This window comes from Streptomyces sp. NPDC004126, assembly GCF_050275515.1.
In the GTDB taxonomy this organism is placed as follows: Bacteria; Actinomycetota; Actinomycetes; order Streptomycetales; family Streptomycetaceae; genus Streptomyces.
Window position 1 is genome coordinate 39,727 of sequence record NZ_JBNNPF010000024.1, and the last position, 18,086, is coordinate 57,812.

The following is an 18,086-nucleotide window of genomic DNA, read 5'->3' on the forward strand; positions in this document are numbered from 1 at the left end:
GGGGGATGAGTCATGAGCAGGATCGTGATCGCGCACGGATACGGAATGAGCAGTGGCGAGCACTGGTACCGGGCGGTGGCGCGGGAGCTGTCGGAGGAGGGACACGAGGCGCTGGTGCCGGACTTCCCGGAGCCGTTCGCGCCGGATGCGGGGGCGTGGCTGAAGGAGCTGTCCGCTCAGGTGGAGGGTGCGCCGGCCGGTGAGACGGTGCTGGTGGGGCACAGTCTGGGCGGGGTGAATGTGCTGCGGCTGCTTCAGGAGCACGACACCGAGGGCGAGGGTCCGTTCGCGGGGGCGGTGTTCGTGGCGTCGATGGCCGGTGAGGTGGGGTATGACGCGTTGGCGCCGTTCTTCTCGCCGGAGTTCGACTGGGTGCGGATCCGCGCTGCGGCCCGGGGGTTCCGGGTGCTGCACGCGGCAGATGATCCGGTGACGGGTGCGGCGACGCCGGAGCACGTCATGCGGTTCGTGACGGAGCTGGGGGCGACGGCGACCGTGACCGCGTCGGGCGGGCATTTCCCCAGTACGGGTGAGAGCCGGTTGGAGCTGCCCGACGCGGTGCGGTTGATACGTGAGGTGCTGTAGCTGAGGCTACGGCTAGCGGACGGGGTCGCCGATGTGGTGGATGCGGACGAGGTTGGTCTTGCCGGTGACGCCGGGGGGTGAGCCTGCGGTGATGACGACGACGTCGCCGGGGACGCAGCGTCCGATGCGCAGGAGTTCCTCTTCGACCTGGGCGACCATGGCGTCGGTGGAGTCGACGTGGGGGCCGAGGAAGGTTTCGACGCCCCAGGTGAGGTTGAGCTGGGAGCGGGTGGCCGGGTCGGGGGTGAAGGCGAGGAGGGGGATGGGGCTGCGGTAGCGGGAGAGCCGGCGGACGGTGTCGCCGCTCTGGGTGAAGGCGACGAGGAACTTGGCGCCGAGGAAGTCGCCCATTTCGGCGGCCGCGCGGGCGACGGCTCCGCCCTGGGTGCGGGGCTTGTTGCGGTCGGTGAGGGGCGGGAGTCCCTTGGCGAGGATGTCTTCTTCGGCGGCTTCGACGATGCGTGCCATGGTGCGGACGGTGTCGATGGGGTGTTTGCCGACGCTGGTCTCGCCGGAGAGCATGACGGCGTCGGTGCCGTCGATGACGGCGTTGGCGACGTCGGAGGCTTCTGCGCGGGTGGGGCGGCTGTTGTCGATCATCGAGTCGAGCATCTGGGTGGCGACGATGACCGGCTTGGCGTTGCGCTTGGCGAGTTTGATGGCGCGCTTCTGGACGATGGGGACCTGTTCGAGGGGCATCTCGACGCCGAGGTCGCCGCGGGCGACCATGATTCCGTCGAAGGCGGCGACGATGTCGTCGATGCTTTCGACGGCCTGCGGCTTTTCGATCTTCGCGATGACGGGGAGGCGGCGGCCTTCCTCGTCCATGATGCGGTGGACGTCCTCGATGTCGCGGCCGGTGCGGACGAAGGAGAGGGCGATGACGTCGGCGCCGGTGCGCAGGGCCCAGCGGAGGTCTTCGATGTCCTTGTCGGAGAGGGCGGGGACGGAGACGGCGACTCCGGGGAGGTTGAGGCCCTTGTGGTCGGAGACCATGCCGCCTTCGATGACGCGGGTGTGGACGCGGGGGCCGTCGACGGAGGTGACTTCGAGGGTGACGCGGCCGTCGTCGACGAGGACGCGTTCGCCGGGGGTGACGTCGTCGGCGAGGCCCTTGTAGGTGGTGCCGCAGGTGTGGCGGTCGCCCTGGTGGTCTTCGACGGTGATGGTGAACTCGTCGCCGCGTTCAAGGAGTACGGGGCCTTCGCGGAAGCGGCCGAGGCGAATCTTCGGGCCTTGAAGGTCGGCGAGGACGCCGACGCTGCGGCCGGTCTCGTCGGAGGCCTTTCGTACGCGCTGGTAGCGCTCCTCGTGTTCGGCGTAGGTGCCGTGGCTGAGGTTGAGGCGGGCGATGTCCATTCCGGCTTCGACCAGGGCTTTGATCTGGTCGTATGAGTCGGTGGCGGGGCCCAGGGTACATACGATTTTCGCTCGGCGCATGGGGCGAGCGTATGCCCTACCGGGGGGTAGGAAATGTGGTCCGGGCGTCTCCCCAACAACCTTTGAGCGAAAGCTTGTTGACATTTTTTGAATGTGCGTGGGGGTGCTCTGATGAGCACCCCCCGAGGGGGCTGGTCAGAGCCGGGGCGGGGTCATCGTGAAGCGGGCGTTGACCTGCGCGAAGACGGTCTGGCGCTGGGGTTCGAGGTCGAGGGGCGGGGCGCCGGCTTCGTCGGCGGGTGCGGCGAAGGCCATGGTGCGCAGGGCGCCGCCGGGCTGGGGGTAGGGGGTGGCGTCCTCGGCTCCGAGGTCGGCGAGTTCGACGAGGGCGGCGAGGTCGGCGCCGAGGGCGTGGGCGTATTCGCGGGCGCGCTGGACGGCTTCGAGCACGGCTTGGCGGCGGGCTTCGCCGTGGGCGGGCGAGGTGGGGCGCAGGGCCCACCAGGGGCCGTCGACCTGGGTGAGTTCGAGGTCGGCGAGGCGGGTGGCGAGTTCGCCGAGGGTGGTGAAGTCGCTCAGTTCGGCGGTGATGTGGACGCGGCCGTGGTAGGCGCGGACGCGTTCGCCGCGGCCATGGCGGGCGGGTTCGGGGGTGATGGAGAAGGAGCCGGTTTCGATCTTCTCGACGGGTTCGCCGTAGCTCTTGAGGAGTTCGAGGACGGTGGTGTTGCGGCGGGTGAGGTCGTCGAGGGCGGTGCGGCGGTCGGTGCCCCGCGCGCTGACGGTGATGCCGATGCGGGCGATTTCGGGGTCGACTTCGAGGCGGGCTTCTCCGCGGACGGCGACGCGGGGGACCTCGGGGGTTCCGTAGGGCTGGTGGGTGGCGTTCGGGGCGTCCTGGGTCATGGTTTCACTCTCGCACCGGCGCCCGTTCGGGTGTGGTCATCGGATCGAAACCTGAGGGGGGTGTTGCGGCTTGTTACCGGTGGGTCAGAATCTACGCGCGTCGTTCACGCTTCGTAACACGCCTCACAAGGGGAGATGGCAATGGCGTTTGACCGCAGGACGTTCATGGGGGCTTCGGCCGCGACGGGTGCCGCCGTGGCGGTGGCGGGGGCCACGAGCTCGCCGGCCGCCGCGGCGGCCGCGCCGTCGCAGGGTGCCGGGAAGAAGACCTACGCGTTCACCGTGATGGGTACGACCGATCTGCACGGGAACGTCTTCAACTGGGACTACTTCACGGACAAGGAGTTCGACGACAAGGCGCACAACGACGTCGGTCTCGCGAAGATCTCGACCCTGGTGGAGCAGGTCCGCGCGGAGAAGGGGCGTTGCAACACGCTGCTGATCGACGCGGGTGACACGATCCAGGGGACCCAGCTGTCGTACTACTATGCGAAGGTGGATCCGATCACGGCGCGGCGTGGTCCGGTGCATCCGATGGCGCAGGCGATGAACGCGATCGGGTACGACGCGGCGGCGCTGGGGAACCACGAGTTCAACTACGGCATCCCGGTGCTGCGGAAGTTCGAGGAGCAGTGCCGCTTCCCGCTGCTGGGGGCGAACGCGCTGGACGCGAAGACCCTGCGGCCGGCGTTCGCGCCGTACAGCATGCACCGGCTGCGGACCCCGCACGGGCGGGACGTGAAGGTGGCGGTGCTGGGTCTGACGAACCCGGGCATCGCGATCTGGGACAAGGCGAACGTGCAGGGGAAGATGACGTTCCCGGGTCTGGAGGAGCAGGCGGCGAAGTACGTGCCGCGGCTGCGGTCGATGGGCGCGGACGTGGTGATCGTGTCGGCGCACTCGGGGTCGAGCGGTACGTCCTCGTACGGTGACCAGCTGCCGTACGTCGAGAACGCGGCGGGTCTGGTGGCGGAGCAGGTGCCGGGGATCGACGCGATCCTGGTGGGGCACGCGCACACGGAGATCCCGGAGTACCGGGTGAAGAACAAGGCGACCGGCAAGGACGTGGTGCTGTCGGAGCCGCTGAAGTGGGGTCAGCGGCTGACGCTGTTCGACTTCGAGCTGTCGTGGGAGCGGGGCCGCTGGTCGGTGGCGAAGGTCTCGGCGAAGGTGCTGAACTCGAACACGGCGGCCGAGGACCCGAAGATCACGGGGCTGCTGTCGGACGAGCACCGCAAGGTGGTGGCGTACGTCAACCAGGTGATCGGGACGTCGACGCAGGCGATGTCCTCGGCCGAGGGGCCGGTGAAGGACGTGCCGATCATCGACCTGATCAACCACGTGCAGGCGGAGACGGTGAAGGCGGCGCTGGCCGGTTCCGAGTGGGGGTCGCTGCCGGTGCTCTCGCAGGCGTCCTGCTTCTCCCGGACGGCGGCGATACCGGCCGGCCAGGTGACGATCAAGGACGCGGCGGGGCTGTACCCGTTCGAGAACACGCTGGAGGCGCGGCTGCTGACGGGTGCGCAGCTGAAGGACTACCTGGAGTACTCGGCGCGGTATTACGTGCAGACGGCTCCGGGTGGTGCGGTGGATCCGGCGAAGCTGACGAACGCGGAGAACATCCCGGACTACAACTACGACGCGGTGTACGGGCTGAAGTACGACGTCGACATCGCGCAGCCGGTGGGTTCGCGGATCACGGGGCTGTCGTTCGCGGGGAAGCCGGTGGATCCGGCGGCGCAGTTCGTGTTCGCGGTGAACAACTACCGGGCTTCGGGCGGCGGGGCGTTCCCGCACGTGCCGAAGGCGAAGCAGCTGTGGGCGAACTCGGACGAGATCCGCAACACGATCATCCAGTGGGTGAAGGCGAAGGGCACCGTGGATCCGGGGCAGTTCGCCTCGGTGGACTGGCGGCTGACGCGGGCGGGCGTGCCGGTGTTCTAGGGCCGGTCTCACCGGGTTGCGGTCGTCGGGTGGTCCGGACGGGGTTTCCCGGTCCGGACCACCCGGGTGCGGGGTCAGTCCTGGGCCGCGTCGAGGAGGCTGTCGAAGGCCGAGGCCACCGCGAGGCTCTTGGCGATCTGCTTCGGGGTCGCCTCCGGGTTGGGTCCGCCGTACCAGACGTTGGCCTGGACCTGGTACTTCGCGATGTAGGGGATCGCGTCGTCGGAGGCCAGGCCGGGGTAGCCGACTGCGACGTCGGTGAACATGTGGTCGATCCAGGGCGTGGCGAAGCGGATGACGTCGATGACGTAGGGCTTGAACTCGTCGCTGTAGGTGGCGCAGAAAAGGACCTGCCGGCCGTCGTCGACGAGCGCGACGCGCAGGTCGTGGACGGTGCCGAGGCGGTTCTCCCAGTAGGGCGCCTCGATGCAGGCCTTTTCGGCGCGCTCCAGGAAGACGGCGGGCCCGGTCGGCTGGATCACCGGTGCCAGCAGGGTGAACTCGGACCGGTTCACCGCGCGCAGGCCGACTCCGTCGGTCTGGGTGCGGGGGTGCTGGAAGTGCTTGGCGATCTCCTCGACGGATACGTCCGGGGAGATCGGCTGGTAGGTCGACGGGTCGAAGTCGTACATCCGGGCTGCCTTTCGGGAGGCATCGTCAGGGCTGGTCGGGGAGCACGTCCGCCGCGGAGGCGGGTTCGGCGCGGTGCTGGCCGTTCAGCCGGTGGCGCAGTAGCGACGAGCGCCGGTACACCTCCTTGCGGACGGTTTGGATCGAGCCGAGCGGCACGTGTTCCGGCGGGCAGCGCCACGGTGTGAAGGAGAGGGTGTCGGCGGCCGTGAGGTTGTCCTCGCCGCCGATGTCCTGGCGGGGGAAGCGCAGCCTGGCGACGGTGACGAAGGGCGAGCGGTGCTCCTCCCATTCGACGGTGAGGTCGTCGACGGGCATGGTCTCCAGGGACGCGCACAGCTGTACCTGGAAGTCGAACTCGTGGTCTGTCCGGGCGAGTTCGTCGACCAGGGCGGGCCGGAACACCTCGTCCTGGCCGGTCGGGTCGAGGGCGCGGGTTTGTACGCGGGCGGCCGAGTCGTCCGTCGGGCGGATCCGGAGCTTGGCCACGTAGTCGCCGTGGCGTACCGCTCCCATGGAGAAGAAGGAGCTGAGGAGGAGGTTCTGCCAGCGGGCCCGTTCGCCGAGGCGCAGCATCGCGCCGAGCTCGTCCCAGGCCCATTCGGAGGCGGGGAGGGTGCCGTATCCGGTGACCCAGTCGTGGAACATCCGGTGGTTGCCCTTGCGGCCGTCGAGGCGGTATTTCGGCAGGTCGATGAAGAGTTTCGCCAGGAAGGTGTAGTGCGCGGCCGTGTTGCAGAAGAAGACGGGGCCGTTGATCATGTTGAAGTCCATCGTGTGGCCGGTGGCCTCGTCGGGGAGGGTGGTGGCGGAGTCCACCCCGAACACCTTGGTGGCCATGCCCACGACGTTGCCCAGCATCCGGTCGGCGCCCAGGTGGGACAGTCCGTTGGAGTAGCGGACGAGTGCGTCGTGCGTGCCGGGCCTGGCGTAGACGCCCTGGGCGTACTCGGGCGGGAGGCCGCCGAGGATCTCGAAGGTGCCGCGCACCAGCCCGTAGGCCTTGGCGTGCGCGAAGCGGACGGCGCGGTGTTCTCCCTCGCCTTCGACGGAGTCGCGTTCGAATCCTTCGACGACGTCGATGATCTGCTGCATGCTCCGGTCGAAGTCGGGTTCCGGTGGTGCGACGTCCGGCGAGTAGCGCACGGGGGTGAAGCCCGGCTGGGGTGGTGTCACCTGTCGTCCTCCGGCTTCGGCGCGTGTGGTGCGGCGGGCGCTTCCGCGACCGGGTCGGGCAGCGTGGTGAGCCATTCGAGTGCGGCCAGGCCGGGCATGAAGCAGTACTCTCCGCCGCGGACGGTCACGAACCGGGGCAGTCCGGTGAACCGGCGGCGTACGGGGCGTGCCGGGACGGTGAGGACGCCGGTGCCGTCGTGGTCGCCGACCAGTGGGTCCCGTTCGGATCCGAGGCCGGTGAAGTCTCCGTCGTTGAGCCACACCTGCTGGACGAATTCGAACTGCCGGGACAGGCTGGCGCCCAGGAAGACGAAGATGATCCCGCGCTCGACGCCGTCGTCGTCCAGGACTCCGTCGGGAAGCGGCGGCCCGTAGGCGGCTCCGCGGCGCAGTACCCGGTGGATGTTGGTGGCGACCACGGTGTCGGTGAGGCCGTCCCTCGGGTTGGCGCGCCGGATGTGTGCGCCGCGCGGCACGCGCAGGCCCCGGGGGTCCTCCTGGTAGCGGAAGTCGTTGTTGCGGGTGGGGTCGGCGCCCAGCTCCGGGTCGTCGCGGTCGGGTGCCAGCGCGAGCGGTGCTCCGCTGCGCCAGCGGCCGACGAACTTGGCGGCGAGCAGTTCCTCGTCCTCCGCCGAGTCGGCGTTGTCGTGCAGGTACCTGCGGAACGCGGCGACGTCCGCGTACAGCTGCCGGAAGGCCAGGTAGCAGCCGTTGCGGCCGAGCACGTCCGGGGTCGGTCCTTTCGGCGGCTCCCCGGACTCGTCCGGGTAGCCGAAGAGGAACTCACCCGGCTGGACGGTGTCCTGGCCGGGCAGCGGCCGGTCGGTGCTGCCGAGGAGGTGCGGGCTGGAGATGCCGTCCCGGAACCCGAAGTGCTCGCGCCCCGTGACCGGAACGCCGACGTCGAGGCGGTAGATCCGGCTCACTCCGGCCAGGCGGCCGGCCGCCTCGACGGGTTCGCTCAGTCCCTCGGGGGTCTCCGCGATGATCATCACGCCGATGTGTACGTCGGCGCCGCCCAGCGGTGGGAGCCAGGTTCCGGGGTCGTTGGCGCCGAGGTCGCCGAGCACCTCCTTGCGGGCGGCCATGCCGGCCCGGAACTCCTCGGAGAAGGAGGCGAGCGAGTCCTGTGGCACGCCCAGCCGGGCCAGCCCCTGGTGGGTGAAGGCGACGTTGAGGGTGAACGGGCGGGGCTGTTCCCAGTCCGCCGCGCTGGTGATCTTCGGCAGGACCGCGCGCAGGGACCGTTTCGTGGCGGCCGGGTCGTCGATCCGGTACAGGAGGTAGACGCCGTGGTAGTCGTCCGGGCGGCGGCGCAGCACGGTGCCCTGGATGTCGTCCAGTTCCAGCACCGGCGCCGTACCCGTGGCGGGCCCGCTCACCCGTGCGGGTGGAGGGGCCGATTGGTCAGGGAGAGGGCGGGTTCCTCCGCGTTCGCCACCATGGACATAGCGTGCACGGTGGGCGCCGGTGTCGGCTGCAATGAGTCCGTCGTGTCGCGTCAGGGGTGCTCGACCAGGGGGCGGAGGTTGACGGCGCGGTGGGGGCGGGCGGGGTTGCGCTGTTCGAGGCCGAAGGTGGTGAAGGCGGTGCGGTGGGGCTGGGGGTAGGGCTCCTTGCCGGTGAGGGTGTTGAGGATGGCGGCGCTGCGCCAGGCGGCGAGGCCGAGGTCGGGGGTGCCGACGCCGTGGGTGTGGCGTTCGCCGTTCTGGACGAAGACGGTTCCGCTGACGGAGGGGTCGAGGATCATGCGGTAGCGGTCGTCGATGCGGGGGCGGCCGGAGGAGTCCTTGCGCATGTAGGGGTCGAGGCCGGCGAAGAGGCTGGTGAGGGGGCGTTCCTTGTAGCCGGTGGCGAGGACGACGGCGTCGGTGGTGAGGCGGGAGCGGGTGCCCTGCTGGGCGTGTTCGAGGTGGAGTTCGACCTGTGTGGTGGCGACGCGGCCGGCGGTGCGGACGGTGACGCCGGGGGTGAGGACGGTGTCGGGCCAGCCGCCGTGGAGGGTGCGCCGGTAGAGCTCTTCGTGGATGGCGGCGATGGTGGCGGTGTCGATGCCCTTGTGGAGCTGCCACTGGGCGGGGACGAGCCGGTCGCGGACGGGTTCGGGGAGGTCGTGGAAGTAGCGGGTGTAGTCGGGGGTGAAGTGTTCGAGGCCGAGCTTGGAGTACTCCATGGGGGCGAAGGAGGGGGTGCGGGCGAGCCAGGTGAGGCGTTCGCGTCCGGCGGGGCGGTTGCGGAGCAGGTCGAGGAAGACCTCGGCGCCGGACTGGCCGGAGCCGATGACGGTGACGTGTCCGGCGCCGAGGATGCGGGCGCGGTTGTCGAGGTACTCGGCCGAGTGGATGACGGGGACGGTGGGGGCGTCGGCGAGGGGGCGCAGGGGTTCGGGGACGTAGGGGGCGGTGCCGATGCCGAGGACGAGGTTGCGGGTGTAGGTGCGGCCGAGGGCTTCGGCTTCTCCGTCGGTGTCGAGCTGGGTGTAGTCGACTTCGAAGAGGTCGCGTTCGGGGTTCCAGCGGACGGCGTCGACCTGGTGGCCGAAGTGGAGGCCGGGGAGGCGTCCGGCGACCCAGCGGCAGTAGGCGTCGTATTCGGCGCGCTGGATGTGGAACTGCTCGGCGAAGTAGAAGGGGTAGAGCCGTTCCTTGTGCTTGAGGTAGCTGAGGAAGGTCCAGGGGCTGGCGGGGTCGGCGAGGGTGACGAGGTCGGCGAGGAAGGGGACCTGGAGGGTGGCGCCGTCGAGGAGGAGGCCGGGGTGCCAGCGGAAGTCGCGGCGCTGGTCGTAGAAGACGGTGGCGAGGCGGTCGACGCCTTGCTGGGGGAGGCCGTCGGCGAGGGCGGCGAGGGAGAGGTTGAAGGGGCCGATGCCGATTCCGACGAGGTCGTGGGGTGCATCGTGCTGGGCGGTCATCGGTGGGTGCTGCCTTCCAGGAGGGCGACGAGGGTGTCCAGGTCCCGCGTGGTGGTGTGGGGGTTGAGCAGGGTCGCCTTGAGCCAGAGCCGGCCGTCGGCGGTGGCGCGGCCGAGGACGGCGGTGCCGTCGTGGAGGAGGGTGCGGCGCAGGGCGGCGAGGCGGTCGTCGTCGGCGGGGGTGGGCCGGAAGAGGACCGTGGTGATGGTGGGGTGCGCGTGGAGTTCGAAGCCGGGGTGTGCGTCGAGGATTTCGGCGAGCCGGTGGGCCGTGGCGCAGGTGTGGTCGATGAGCCGGGCGAGGCCGTCGCGGCCGAGTGAGCGGAGGGTGGCGGCGATCTTGAAGGCGTCGGGGCGGCGGGTGGTGCGCAGGGAGCGGCCGAGGAGGTCGGGGAGGCCGGCTTCGGTGTCGTCGGCGGCGTTGAGGTAGTCGGCCTGGTGGGCGAGGGGCGCGAGGAGGGTGGTGTCGGGGACGGCGAGGAGGCCGGCGGCGACGGGTTGCCAGCCGAGTTTGTGCAGGTCGAGGGTGATGGAGCGGGCGCGGTGGAGGCCGTTCAGCTTGCCGCGGTGGCGGGGGCTGAAGGTGAGGGCTCCGCCGTAGGCGGCGTCCACGTGGAGTTCGGCGCGGTGGCGGTCGCAGACGTCGGCGAGGGCGTCGAGGGGGTCGATGAGGCCCGCGTCGGTGGTGCCGGCGGTGGCGGTGACGAGGGTGGGGCCGGGGGTGTCGGCGAGGGCCGCGTCGAGGGTGGCGGGGTCGAGGGTGCCGGTGGGGGTGGGGAGGGTGGTGGCCGGGGGCAGCCCGAGGAGCCAGGCGGCGCGGGGGATCGAGTGGTGGGCGTTGGCGCCGTGCAGGACCGTGAGGCGGGGGCCGTGGCGTTCGCGGGCGAGGAGCAGGGCCAGCTGGTTGGCTTCGGTGCCGCCGGTGGTGAGGAGGGCGTCGGCGCGGGGGGTGCCGTAGAACTCGGCGGCGAGGGTGCGGGTGAGGAGGGCCTCGATGGCGGAGGCGGCGGGGGCCTGGTCCCAGGAGTCGAGGGAGGGGTTGAGGGCGCTGACGGCGAGGTCGGCGGCGGCCGCGACGGCGAGCGGGGGGCAGTGCAGGTGGGCCGCGCAGAGGGGGTCGGCGGGGTCTGCGGCGCCGGCGGCGAGGGTGTGGACGAGGGTGGCGAGGGCTTCGTGGTCGCCGGTTCCGCGGGTGGGGAGTACGTCGCCCAGTGCGGCCCGGACGCGGGCCGTGACGGTGGCGGGGCCGCCGGCGGGGAGTGGGCCCTTGCGCTGCGCGGCGCCGGTGTGGAGGGCGGTGAGGACCGTGTCGAGGAGGGGCCGGAGGGCGTCCGGGCCGGTGGCTCCGCCGGCGAGCGGGGGCGCCGGCGCTGGCTCGGTCATCGGTCCTCCTGCTGTCACCGGGGTGGGCGGGACACCCGGCCGGTACAACGATCAGACCCGAATGGGGTAACCGGTGGGGGAGGATGAGTTGCCCGGCGGTGTGTTGCCGCCGGGCGGGGCCGGTTCCGGACATGGCTGAGCGCCGCAGTTGCCAGGTCAGTACCAACTGCGGCGCTCGGTATGGGGCCCCGTGGGGCTGGGGTCAGCCCGCGAGGAGGGTGAGGGTGTCGATCACGCGGTTCGAGAAGCCCCACTCGTTGTCGTACCAGGCGACGACCTTGATGTGGCGGCCCTCGACGCGGGTGAGCTCGGAGTCGAAGATCGACGAGGCGGGGTTGCCCGTGATGTCCGAGGAGACCAGCGGGTCGTCCGAGTACTCCAGGACGCCGGCCAGCGGGCCCGCGGCGGCGGTGCGGTAGGCCTCCAGGACCTGCTCGCGGGTCACGTCGCGGGCGACGGTGGTGTTGAGCTCGACGATGGAGCCGACCGGGACGGGTACGCGGATGGAGTCGCCGGAGAGCTTGCCGTCGAGCTGCGGCAGGACCAGGCCGATGGCCTTGGCGGCGCCCGTGGAGGTCGGGACGATGTTGACGCCGGCGGCGCGGGCGCGGCGCGGGTCGCGGTGCGGGCCGTCCTGGAGGTTCTGCTCCTGGGTGTAGGCGTGCACCGTGGTCATGAAGCCGTGCTCGATGCCGGCGAGGTCGTCCAGGACCGCGGCCAGCGGGGCCAGGGCGTTGGTGGTGCAGGAGGCGTTCGAGACGACCGTGTGCAGTTCCGCGTCGTAGGCGTCGGTGTTGACGCCGTAGGCGAGGGTGACGTCGGCGCCGTCGGAGGGGGCGCTGACGAGGACCTTGCGGGCGCCGGCCTTGATGTGGGCGCGGGCGGCCTCGGCGGAGGTGAAGCGGCCGGTGGCTTCGAGGACGAGGTCGACCTGGAGGTCGGCCCACGGCAGCTGGGCGGGCTCGCGTTCGGCGAGGACCTTGATGCGGTGGCCGTCGACGACGAGGACGTCGCCCTCGACGGTGACCGGGCGGCCGAGGCGGCCGGAGGTGGTGTCGTAGGCGAGCAGCCGGGCCAGCGCGGTGGGCTCGGTGAGGTCGTTGATGGCGACGACCTGGAGGTCGGTGTCGCGTTCGAGGAGCGCGCGCAGCACGTTGCGTCCGATGCGGCCGAATCCGTTGATGGCGATGCGAGTCATGTGTGCGTGTCCCTTCGTGTTCGCGCCTCCAGGTTCGCTCGTGGCGTGCGGGCGTGACAGGGGCGGGATCGCCACTGTTCAAAAGGATCTCGCCATCGGTGGTGGCCGGCTCATTCGCCGTGGGTGAAGGTGCGGCGGTATTCGGTGGGGGTGGTGTCGAGGATGCGCTGGAAGTGGAGGCGCAGGTTGGCGCCGGTGCCGAGGCCGACGTCGGCGGCGATCTGCTCGACGCCGCGTTCGGAGCGTTCGAGGAGTTCGCGGGCGAGGTCGATGCGGGCGCGCATGACCCATTGCATGGGGGTGTAGCCGGTGTCCTCGACGAAGCGGCGGGAGAAGGTGCGGGGGGATACGGCGGCGTGCTGGGCGAGGGTTTCGAGGGTGAGGGGTTCGGCGAGGCGGTGCAGGGCCCATTCGCGGGTGGCGGCGAAGCGTTCGCCGAGGGGTTCGGGGACGCTGCGCGGTACGTACTGGGCCTGGCCGCCGCTGCGGTAGGGGGCGGCGACGAGGCGGCGGGCGGCGTGGTTGGAGGCGGCGACGCCGAGGTCGCGGCGCAGGATGTGCAGGCACAGGTCGATGCCGGAGGCGGCGCCGGCGGAGGTGAGGACGCTGCCCTCGTCGACGAAGAGGACGTTCTCGTCGACGTGGACGTGGGGGTGTTTGGCGGCGAGGGCGCGTGCGTAGTGCCAGTGGGTGGTGGCGCGTTTGCCGTCGAGGAGGCCGGTGGCGGCGAGGGCGAAGGCGCCGGTGGAGATGGCGGCGAGGCGTGCGCCGCGCCGGTGGGCGGCGGTGAGGGCGTCGAGGACGGCCCGGGGCGGGTCTTCGCGGTCGGGGAAGCGGTAGCCGGGGACGAAGACGATGTCGGCCCAGGCGAGGGCGTCGAGTCCGTGGGTGACGTAGTAGGAGAGTCCGTCGCCGCCGGTGACGAGGCCGGGTGCGGCGCCGCAGACGCGGACTTCGTACGGCATGCTCGCGCGGGTCGTGAAGACCTGTGCGGGGATGCCGACGTCGAGCGGTTTGGCCCCCTCCAGTACGAGAACGGCGACGCGATGCAGGTGGGAGGGGGGCACGGGACAAAGGGTACGCGGGGTGGGCGGGGCCCGTCGGGCGGCCGCGGTGGTGGCGCGGCCGCCCGGCGGTGGGGGTGCGTACGGGGTCAGGCGCCGCGGACGCGCAGGGCGCGGGCGAGGTCGTCGAGCTGGTCGACGAGGACGCGGCGCAGCATGGGGATGATCGCGGGGTCTTCGAGGCAGGTGTGGCCGGCCTCCAGGTTCGCGGGGTCGACGGCGTGGGCGGGGAAGGCCCAGCGGCCGGCGGCTTCGCCGATGGCGGGGCCGCGGCGGGTGGCGAGGGCGGTGGCTTCGGGGTAGTAGCGGGGCGCGTACTCGCGTACGAGGTCGGCCTGTTCGGGCTGCCAGAAGCCGTGGGCGGTGGCGGTGAAGAGGTAGTTGGAGAGGGTGTCGTCGTGGAAGAGGCGCTGCCAGGCGGCGGCCTTGGCCTCGGGGGCGGGCAGGGAGGCGTGGCAGCGGGCGGCGCCCTGCTGTCCGGTGGCGCTGGGGTCGTCGGCGAGGGCGGCGTCGATGGCGGCTCCGTCGACGGCGCCGAGGACGGAGAGGCGGGCGAGGATGCGCCAGCGGAGTTCGGGGTCGAGTTCGGGGCCGCCGGTGACGGTGCCGTCGGCGAGCCAGGCGGCGATGGTGTCGGGCTGGGCGGCGCTGTCGATGTAGGTGCGGACGGCGGCGAGGCGCAGGCCGGGGTCGGTGCCGTCCTCGGTGCGGCGCAGCAGGTCGCGGGTGGCGGAGGTGATGAGGCCGAGGGCGGTGTCGCGGTCGGCGGGGGCCACGTAGCGGTCGGCGATCTGGGTGCGGGCGAAGCCGAGGACGCCCTGGACGACGGCGAGGTCGGATTCCTCGGGGATGTGGGCGTCCAGGGTGTGGAGGTAGTCGAAGGGGTCGAGTTCGCCGTCGCGGACCATGTCGCGCAGGGAGCCCCAGACGACGGCGCGGGTGAGGGGGTCGGGGATGCGGGAGAGGCCGCGGAGGGCGGTTTCGAGGGAGGTTTCGTCGAGGCGGATCTTGGCGTAGGTGAGGTCGCCGTCGTTGAGGACGAGGAGGTCGGGGCGGGGGCCGGCGGCGGAGAGGACCTCGTCGGTGGGGACGTCGAGGTCGAGGAGCGCGGTGCGTTCGAGGGTGCCGTCGGTGGCGCGGGTGTAGGTGCCGGCCTGGATGCGGTGGGGGCGGCTGCCGTGGCGGTCGACGGTGAGGGTCCAGCCGCCGGGGCCTTCCTGGACGCGGGGGGTGAGGGTGTCGGGGCCGGTGGTGCGCAGCCAGGTCTCGGCCCAGGTGTGGACGTCGCGGTCGGTGTTCGCGGCGAGGGAGTCCACGAAGTCGGCGAGGGAGGCGTTGGCGAACTTGTGGCGGGCGAAGTGGGTGTTGATGCCGGCGAGGAAGTCCTTCTCGCCGAGCCAGGCGACGAGCTGGCGCAGGGCGGAGGCGCCCTTGGCGTAGGAGATGCCGTCGAAGTTGAGGAGGGCGGAGGCGGTGTCGGGGACGTCGTCGGGGCCGGGGGCGACGGGGTGGGTGGAGGGGCGCTGGTCGGCGGCGTAGCCCCAGGGCTTGCGCTCCATGCCGAATTCGGTCCAGGTGCCGGTGAAGCGGGTGGCTTCGGTGAGGGTCTGGTAGCCCATGTACTCGGCGAAGGACTCGTTGAGCCAGATGTCGTCGAACCAGGCGAGGGTGACGAGGTCGCCGAACCACATGTGGGCCATCTCGTGGGCGATGACCATGGCGCGGCGCTGGCGTTCGGTGTCGGTGACGGCGGAGCGGAAGACGAATTCGTCGCGGAAGGTGACGAGGCCGGGGTTCTCCATGGCGCCGGCGTTGAACTCGGGGACGAACGCCTGGTCGTAGGAGTCGAAGGGGTAGGGCTCGGTGAACTTCTCGTGGTAGCGGTCGTAGCAGGCGGTGGTGACGGAGAGGATCTCGTCGGCGTCGGCGTCGAGGTGGGGGGCGAGGGACTTGCGGCAGTGGATGCCGAAGGGGAGTCCGGCGTGGGTGGTGGTGACGCTGTGCCAGGGGCCTGCGGCGACGGCGGCGAGGTAGGTGGAGATGACGGGGGTGGGGGCCGACTGCCAGAGGCCGGCTCCGTCTTCTTCGCGGTCGCCGGAGCGGGTGGCGATGCCGTTGGCGAGGACGGTCCAGTGTGCGGGGGCGGCGACGGTGAACTCGAAGACGGCCTTCAGGTCGGGCTGGTCGAAGGCGGGGAAGACGCGCTGGACGTCGTCCATGAACATCTGGGAGTAGACGTACGCCTCCCCGTCCGCGGGGTCGGTGAAGCGGTGCAGTCCCTCGCCGGTGCGGGAGTAGCGCATGCGGGCGGCGATGCTCAGCTCGTGGGTGCCGGGGGTGAGGCCGGTGAGCGGGAGGCGGTTGCCGTCGAGGGTGGCCGGGTCGAGGGGGTTGCCGTCGAGGGTGGCGGTGAGCAGCTCGTCCGGCTTGAGTTCGACGAAGGTGTCCCCGGCGGCGCGGGCGGTGAACCGGATGGCGGTGGAGGAGTCGAAGGTCTCGTCGCCGGTGGTGAGGTCGAGGCTGACGACGTAGTGGTGGACGTCGATGAGCTGGGCTCGGAGCTGCGCTTCGGTGCGCGTCAGTGCGGACATGCGGCCCATGCTGCCGGATGGCCGCGTCCGCTCCCAGGTGTTCGGGGGGCGGGCCGGGCGCGGGCCCGGCCCCGGGCCGTCATTCCTCGCCGGCGGCGATGGTCTCGTGGTGGCGGATGACTTCGGCGATGATGAAGTTGAGGAGCTTCTCGGCGAAGGCCGGGTCGAGTTTGGCGTTTTCGGCGAGCTGGCGGAGGCGGGCGATCTGGCTGGCCTCGCGGCCCGGGTCGGCCGGGGGCAGCTGGTGCTTGGCCTTGAGGTGGCCGACCTGCTGGGTGCACTTGAAGCGCTCGGCGAGCATGTGGACCACGGCCGCGTCGATGTTGTCGATGCTGTCGCGCAGGCGGGACAGTTCGGCGGTGACGTTCTCGTCGATCTCGTCGATGTCGCTGTTGTTCATGGTTCCCGAGCTTACGTGGCGGGCGTCGTCGGCACCTCTGTCAGTCGGTCCGTGAGACGGGGGCCGGGCGGCGGGGTCACAGGGGCAGGTGGGCGGTGACGAGCCAGCCGCCTTCGGGGGCGGGGCCGGCGGTGAGGGAGCCGCCGAGGGCTTCGGCGCGTTCGGCCATTCCGGCGAGGCCGTAGCCGCCGCCGCGGGCGTTTTCAGAGAGTTTGGCGGGGTGTCCGCCGTCGTCGGCGATGCGTACTTCGAGTCCGGTGGGGACGGTGCGCAGGCCGATGCGGACGGCGGTGGCGGTGGCGGCGTGTTTGGCGATGTTGGTGAGGGCTTCGAGGACGATGCGGTGGGCGGTGGCGGCGACGTGGGCGGGGAGGCGGTTTTCGAGGTCCTGTTCGATGTAGAGGACGACGGGCGGGCCGGTGGTGGAGAAGCGTGCGGTGAGTTCGCGGATGTCGGCGAGGCCGGCGACGGGGGTGGTGGCGGGGTGGGCGGCGGGGGTGTCGTCCTCGCGGAGGACCTTGACGAGGCGGCGCATGGAGCCGAGGGCCGCGTCGCCGGCGGTTTCGATGCGGCCGAGGACCTCGGCGGCGCGGTCGGCGTCGACGCGGGTGAAGCGGGCGGCGCGGGCTTCGACGACGATGCCGGTGACGTGGTGGGCGACGAGGTCGTGGAGTTCGCGGGCGAGTTCCAGGCGTTCGGCGGTGCGTACGGCGTGCAGTTCGCGGACGCGTTGGACGGCCTGGAGGCGCAGGAGGAGGGAGTAGGCGGTCACGACGACGGCGAGGACGGAGAAGAGGAGGGTGAAGCGGCCGGGGCTGGTGTCGCGGACGGGGGCGGCCATGCAGCCGAGGCCGAGGAGGGGGCCGAGTACGGCCGCGGTGCGGGCGGGGGCGCGGAGCAGGACCTGGGAGAGGAGGACGAGGAGGGCGAGGGCTTCGCCGGCGCCCCAGACGATGACGGGGCGGTTGCCGAAGATCAGCAGGAGGGTGACGGTCCAGGTGGTGGCGGCGGCGAACCAGGCGCGGGCGAGGAGGGGGATGCCGGGCCAGGGCACGGCGCTGAGGCAGACGAGGACGCCGGAGGCCCAGACGGCGGCGTGCGGGGCGCTGGGCTGGCGGGCGAGGACGACGCCTTCGAAGGTGACGAGGGAGAGCAGGAGCAGGCAGAGCAGCAGCCGGGTCCAGTCGGCGGCGCGGGGGTGGCGGCGTGCCCAGGAGGCGAGGGGGCTCACGCCGTGGTGGCGGCGAGGCCGCTCTCCCAGGCCCAGGCGGCGATCTCGACGCGGTTGCGGGCGTCGAGTTTGGCCTGGACGTTGGCGAGGTGGGTCTTGACGGTGGAGAGGGAGACGTAGAGCTCGGCGGCGATCTCGGCGTTGGTGAGTCCGCGGGCGAGGCAGCGTACGACTTCGCGTTCGCGTTCGGTGAGGGGTTCGGCGGGGCGGCGGGCGGTGCGGGCGGCGGGTGTGCGGGGGGCCATCTCGCGCAGCAGGCGGACGGTGATGGCGGGTGAGACGAGGGCGTCGCCCGCGGCGGCGGCGCGGACGGCTTCGACGAGCATGGCGGGGCTGGCGTCCTTGAGGAGGAAGCCGGAGGCTCCGCCGTGCAGGGCGGCGTGGACGTATTCGTCGAGGTCGAAGGTGGTGACGATGACGATGCGGGGGGTGTCCTGGCCGGAGAGCCGGCGGGTGACCTCCAGTCCGTCGAGCCTGGGCATGCGGATGTCGAGGAGGAGGACGTCGGGCCGGTGCTCGGCGACGGCCGCGAGGGCTGCTTCGCCGTCGACGACGTCGGCGACGACCTCGATGTCGGGCACGCTTTCGAGGATCATGCGGAATCCGGTTCTGACCATGTCCTGGTCGTCCGCGATGACCACTCTGATCGTCATGCGCCGCCTGCCCCACTGTCGCCCGCCGATGCCGC

The 18,086-nt window shown here is 71.5% G+C and carries 15 protein-coding genes; 2 read left to right on the forward strand and 13 right to left on the reverse strand.

Annotated features, from left to right (window positions below; genetic code table 11):
• Window positions 1–12: 12 nt before the first annotated feature.
• Entirely contained in the window at window positions 13–585 is a 573-nt protein-coding gene (locus tag ACQKM2_RS22705) for an RBBP9/YdeN family alpha/beta hydrolase (protein ID WP_427712371.1), read from the forward strand.
• 12 nt (window positions 586–597) lie between these two features.
• Here the strand turns inward: ACQKM2_RS22705 and pyk are convergent, their stop codons facing one another.
• Together pyk and ACQKM2_RS22715 are read right to left on the reverse strand one after the other, a co-directional pair.
• On the reverse strand, window positions 598–2,025 hold the full coding sequence (gene pyk / locus ACQKM2_RS22710; protein ID WP_427712373.1) for a pyruvate kinase: 1,428 nt from the start codon (window positions 2,023–2,025) through the stop codon (window positions 598–600).
• 135 nt (window positions 2,026–2,160) lie between these two features.
• Entirely contained in the window at window positions 2,161–2,871 is a 711-nt protein-coding gene (locus tag ACQKM2_RS22715) for an SIMPL domain-containing protein (protein WP_427712376.1), read from the reverse strand.
• A 141-nt stretch (window positions 2,872–3,012) separates the two neighbouring features.
• Here ACQKM2_RS22715 and ACQKM2_RS22720 point away from each other — a divergent pair, with 141 nt between their 5' ends.
• A complete protein-coding gene (locus ACQKM2_RS22720) occupies window positions 3,013–4,815 on the forward strand; it encodes a bifunctional metallophosphatase/5'-nucleotidase (RefSeq protein WP_427712378.1) in 1,803 nt (600 codons plus the stop codon).
• 74 nt (window positions 4,816–4,889) lie between these two features.
• Here ACQKM2_RS22720 and ACQKM2_RS22725 read toward each other — a convergent pair whose 3' ends face one another.
• The 11 genes from ACQKM2_RS22725 to ACQKM2_RS22775 all read right to left on the reverse strand — a co-directional run bounded on the left by ACQKM2_RS22725 (window position 4,890) and on the right by ACQKM2_RS22775 (window position 18,051).
• Window positions 4,890–5,447: a hypothetical protein gene (locus ACQKM2_RS22725; protein ID WP_427712380.1), complete on the reverse strand. Its 558-nt coding sequence runs from the start codon at window positions 5,445–5,447 to the stop codon at window positions 4,890–4,892.
• A gap of 25 nt (window positions 5,448–5,472) precedes the next feature.
• Window positions 5,473–6,621, reverse strand: a complete 1,149-nt coding sequence (locus ACQKM2_RS22730) for a catalase family protein (protein ID WP_427712382.1) — start codon at window positions 6,619–6,621, stop codon at window positions 5,473–5,475.
• Window positions 6,618–8,003, reverse strand: a complete 1,386-nt coding sequence (locus tag ACQKM2_RS22735; protein ID WP_427712384.1) for a Dyp-type peroxidase — start codon at window positions 8,001–8,003, stop codon at window positions 6,618–6,620. The genes ACQKM2_RS22730 and ACQKM2_RS22735 overlap by 4 nt, the downstream gene beginning before the upstream one ends.
• A gap of 119 nt (window positions 8,004–8,122) precedes the next feature.
• The gene (locus ACQKM2_RS22740) at window positions 8,123–9,532 is read right to left on the reverse strand and encodes a lysine N(6)-hydroxylase/L-ornithine N(5)-oxygenase family protein (RefSeq protein WP_427712386.1); all 1,410 of its coding nucleotides are present in this window, start codon (window positions 9,530–9,532) and stop codon (window positions 8,123–8,125) included.
• The gene (locus ACQKM2_RS22745) at window positions 9,529–10,914 is read right to left on the reverse strand and encodes a pyridoxal phosphate-dependent decarboxylase family protein (RefSeq protein ID WP_427712389.1); all 1,386 of its coding nucleotides are present in this window, start codon (window positions 10,912–10,914) and stop codon (window positions 9,529–9,531) included. Before ACQKM2_RS22745 ends, ACQKM2_RS22740 begins: the two co-directional genes overlap by 4 nt.
• A gap of 202 nt (window positions 10,915–11,116) precedes the next feature.
• On the reverse strand, window positions 11,117–12,112 hold the full coding sequence (gap, locus tag ACQKM2_RS22750) for a type I glyceraldehyde-3-phosphate dehydrogenase (protein ID WP_427712391.1): 996 nt from the start codon (window positions 12,110–12,112) through the stop codon (window positions 11,117–11,119).
• A gap of 110 nt (window positions 12,113–12,222) precedes the next feature.
• Window positions 12,223–13,179 carry a GlxA family transcriptional regulator gene (locus tag ACQKM2_RS22755; protein WP_427712393.1) on the reverse strand — a complete coding sequence of 319 codons (957 nt, stop codon included), beginning with the start codon at window positions 13,177–13,179 and terminating at the stop codon, window positions 12,223–12,225.
• 86 nt (window positions 13,180–13,265) lie between these two features.
• Entirely contained in the window at window positions 13,266–15,776 is a 2,511-nt protein-coding gene (gene pepN / locus ACQKM2_RS22760) for an aminopeptidase N (protein ID WP_427712396.1), read from the reverse strand.
• A gap of 70 nt (window positions 15,777–15,846) precedes the next feature.
• Window positions 15,847–16,167, reverse strand: coding sequence for a chorismate mutase (locus ACQKM2_RS22765; RefSeq protein WP_125605821.1), 321 nt, complete (start codon window positions 16,165–16,167; stop codon window positions 15,847–15,849).
• Between the two features lie 76 nt (window positions 16,168–16,243).
• Window positions 16,244–17,398: a sensor histidine kinase gene (locus ACQKM2_RS22770; protein ID WP_427712399.1), complete on the reverse strand. Its 1,155-nt coding sequence runs from the start codon at window positions 17,396–17,398 to the stop codon at window positions 16,244–16,246.
• The gene (locus ACQKM2_RS22775) at window positions 17,395–18,051 is read right to left on the reverse strand and encodes a response regulator (RefSeq protein WP_427712401.1); all 657 of its coding nucleotides are present in this window, start codon (window positions 18,049–18,051) and stop codon (window positions 17,395–17,397) included. Before ACQKM2_RS22775 ends, ACQKM2_RS22770 begins: the two co-directional genes overlap by 4 nt.
• Window positions 18,052–18,086 lie beyond the last annotated feature (35 nt).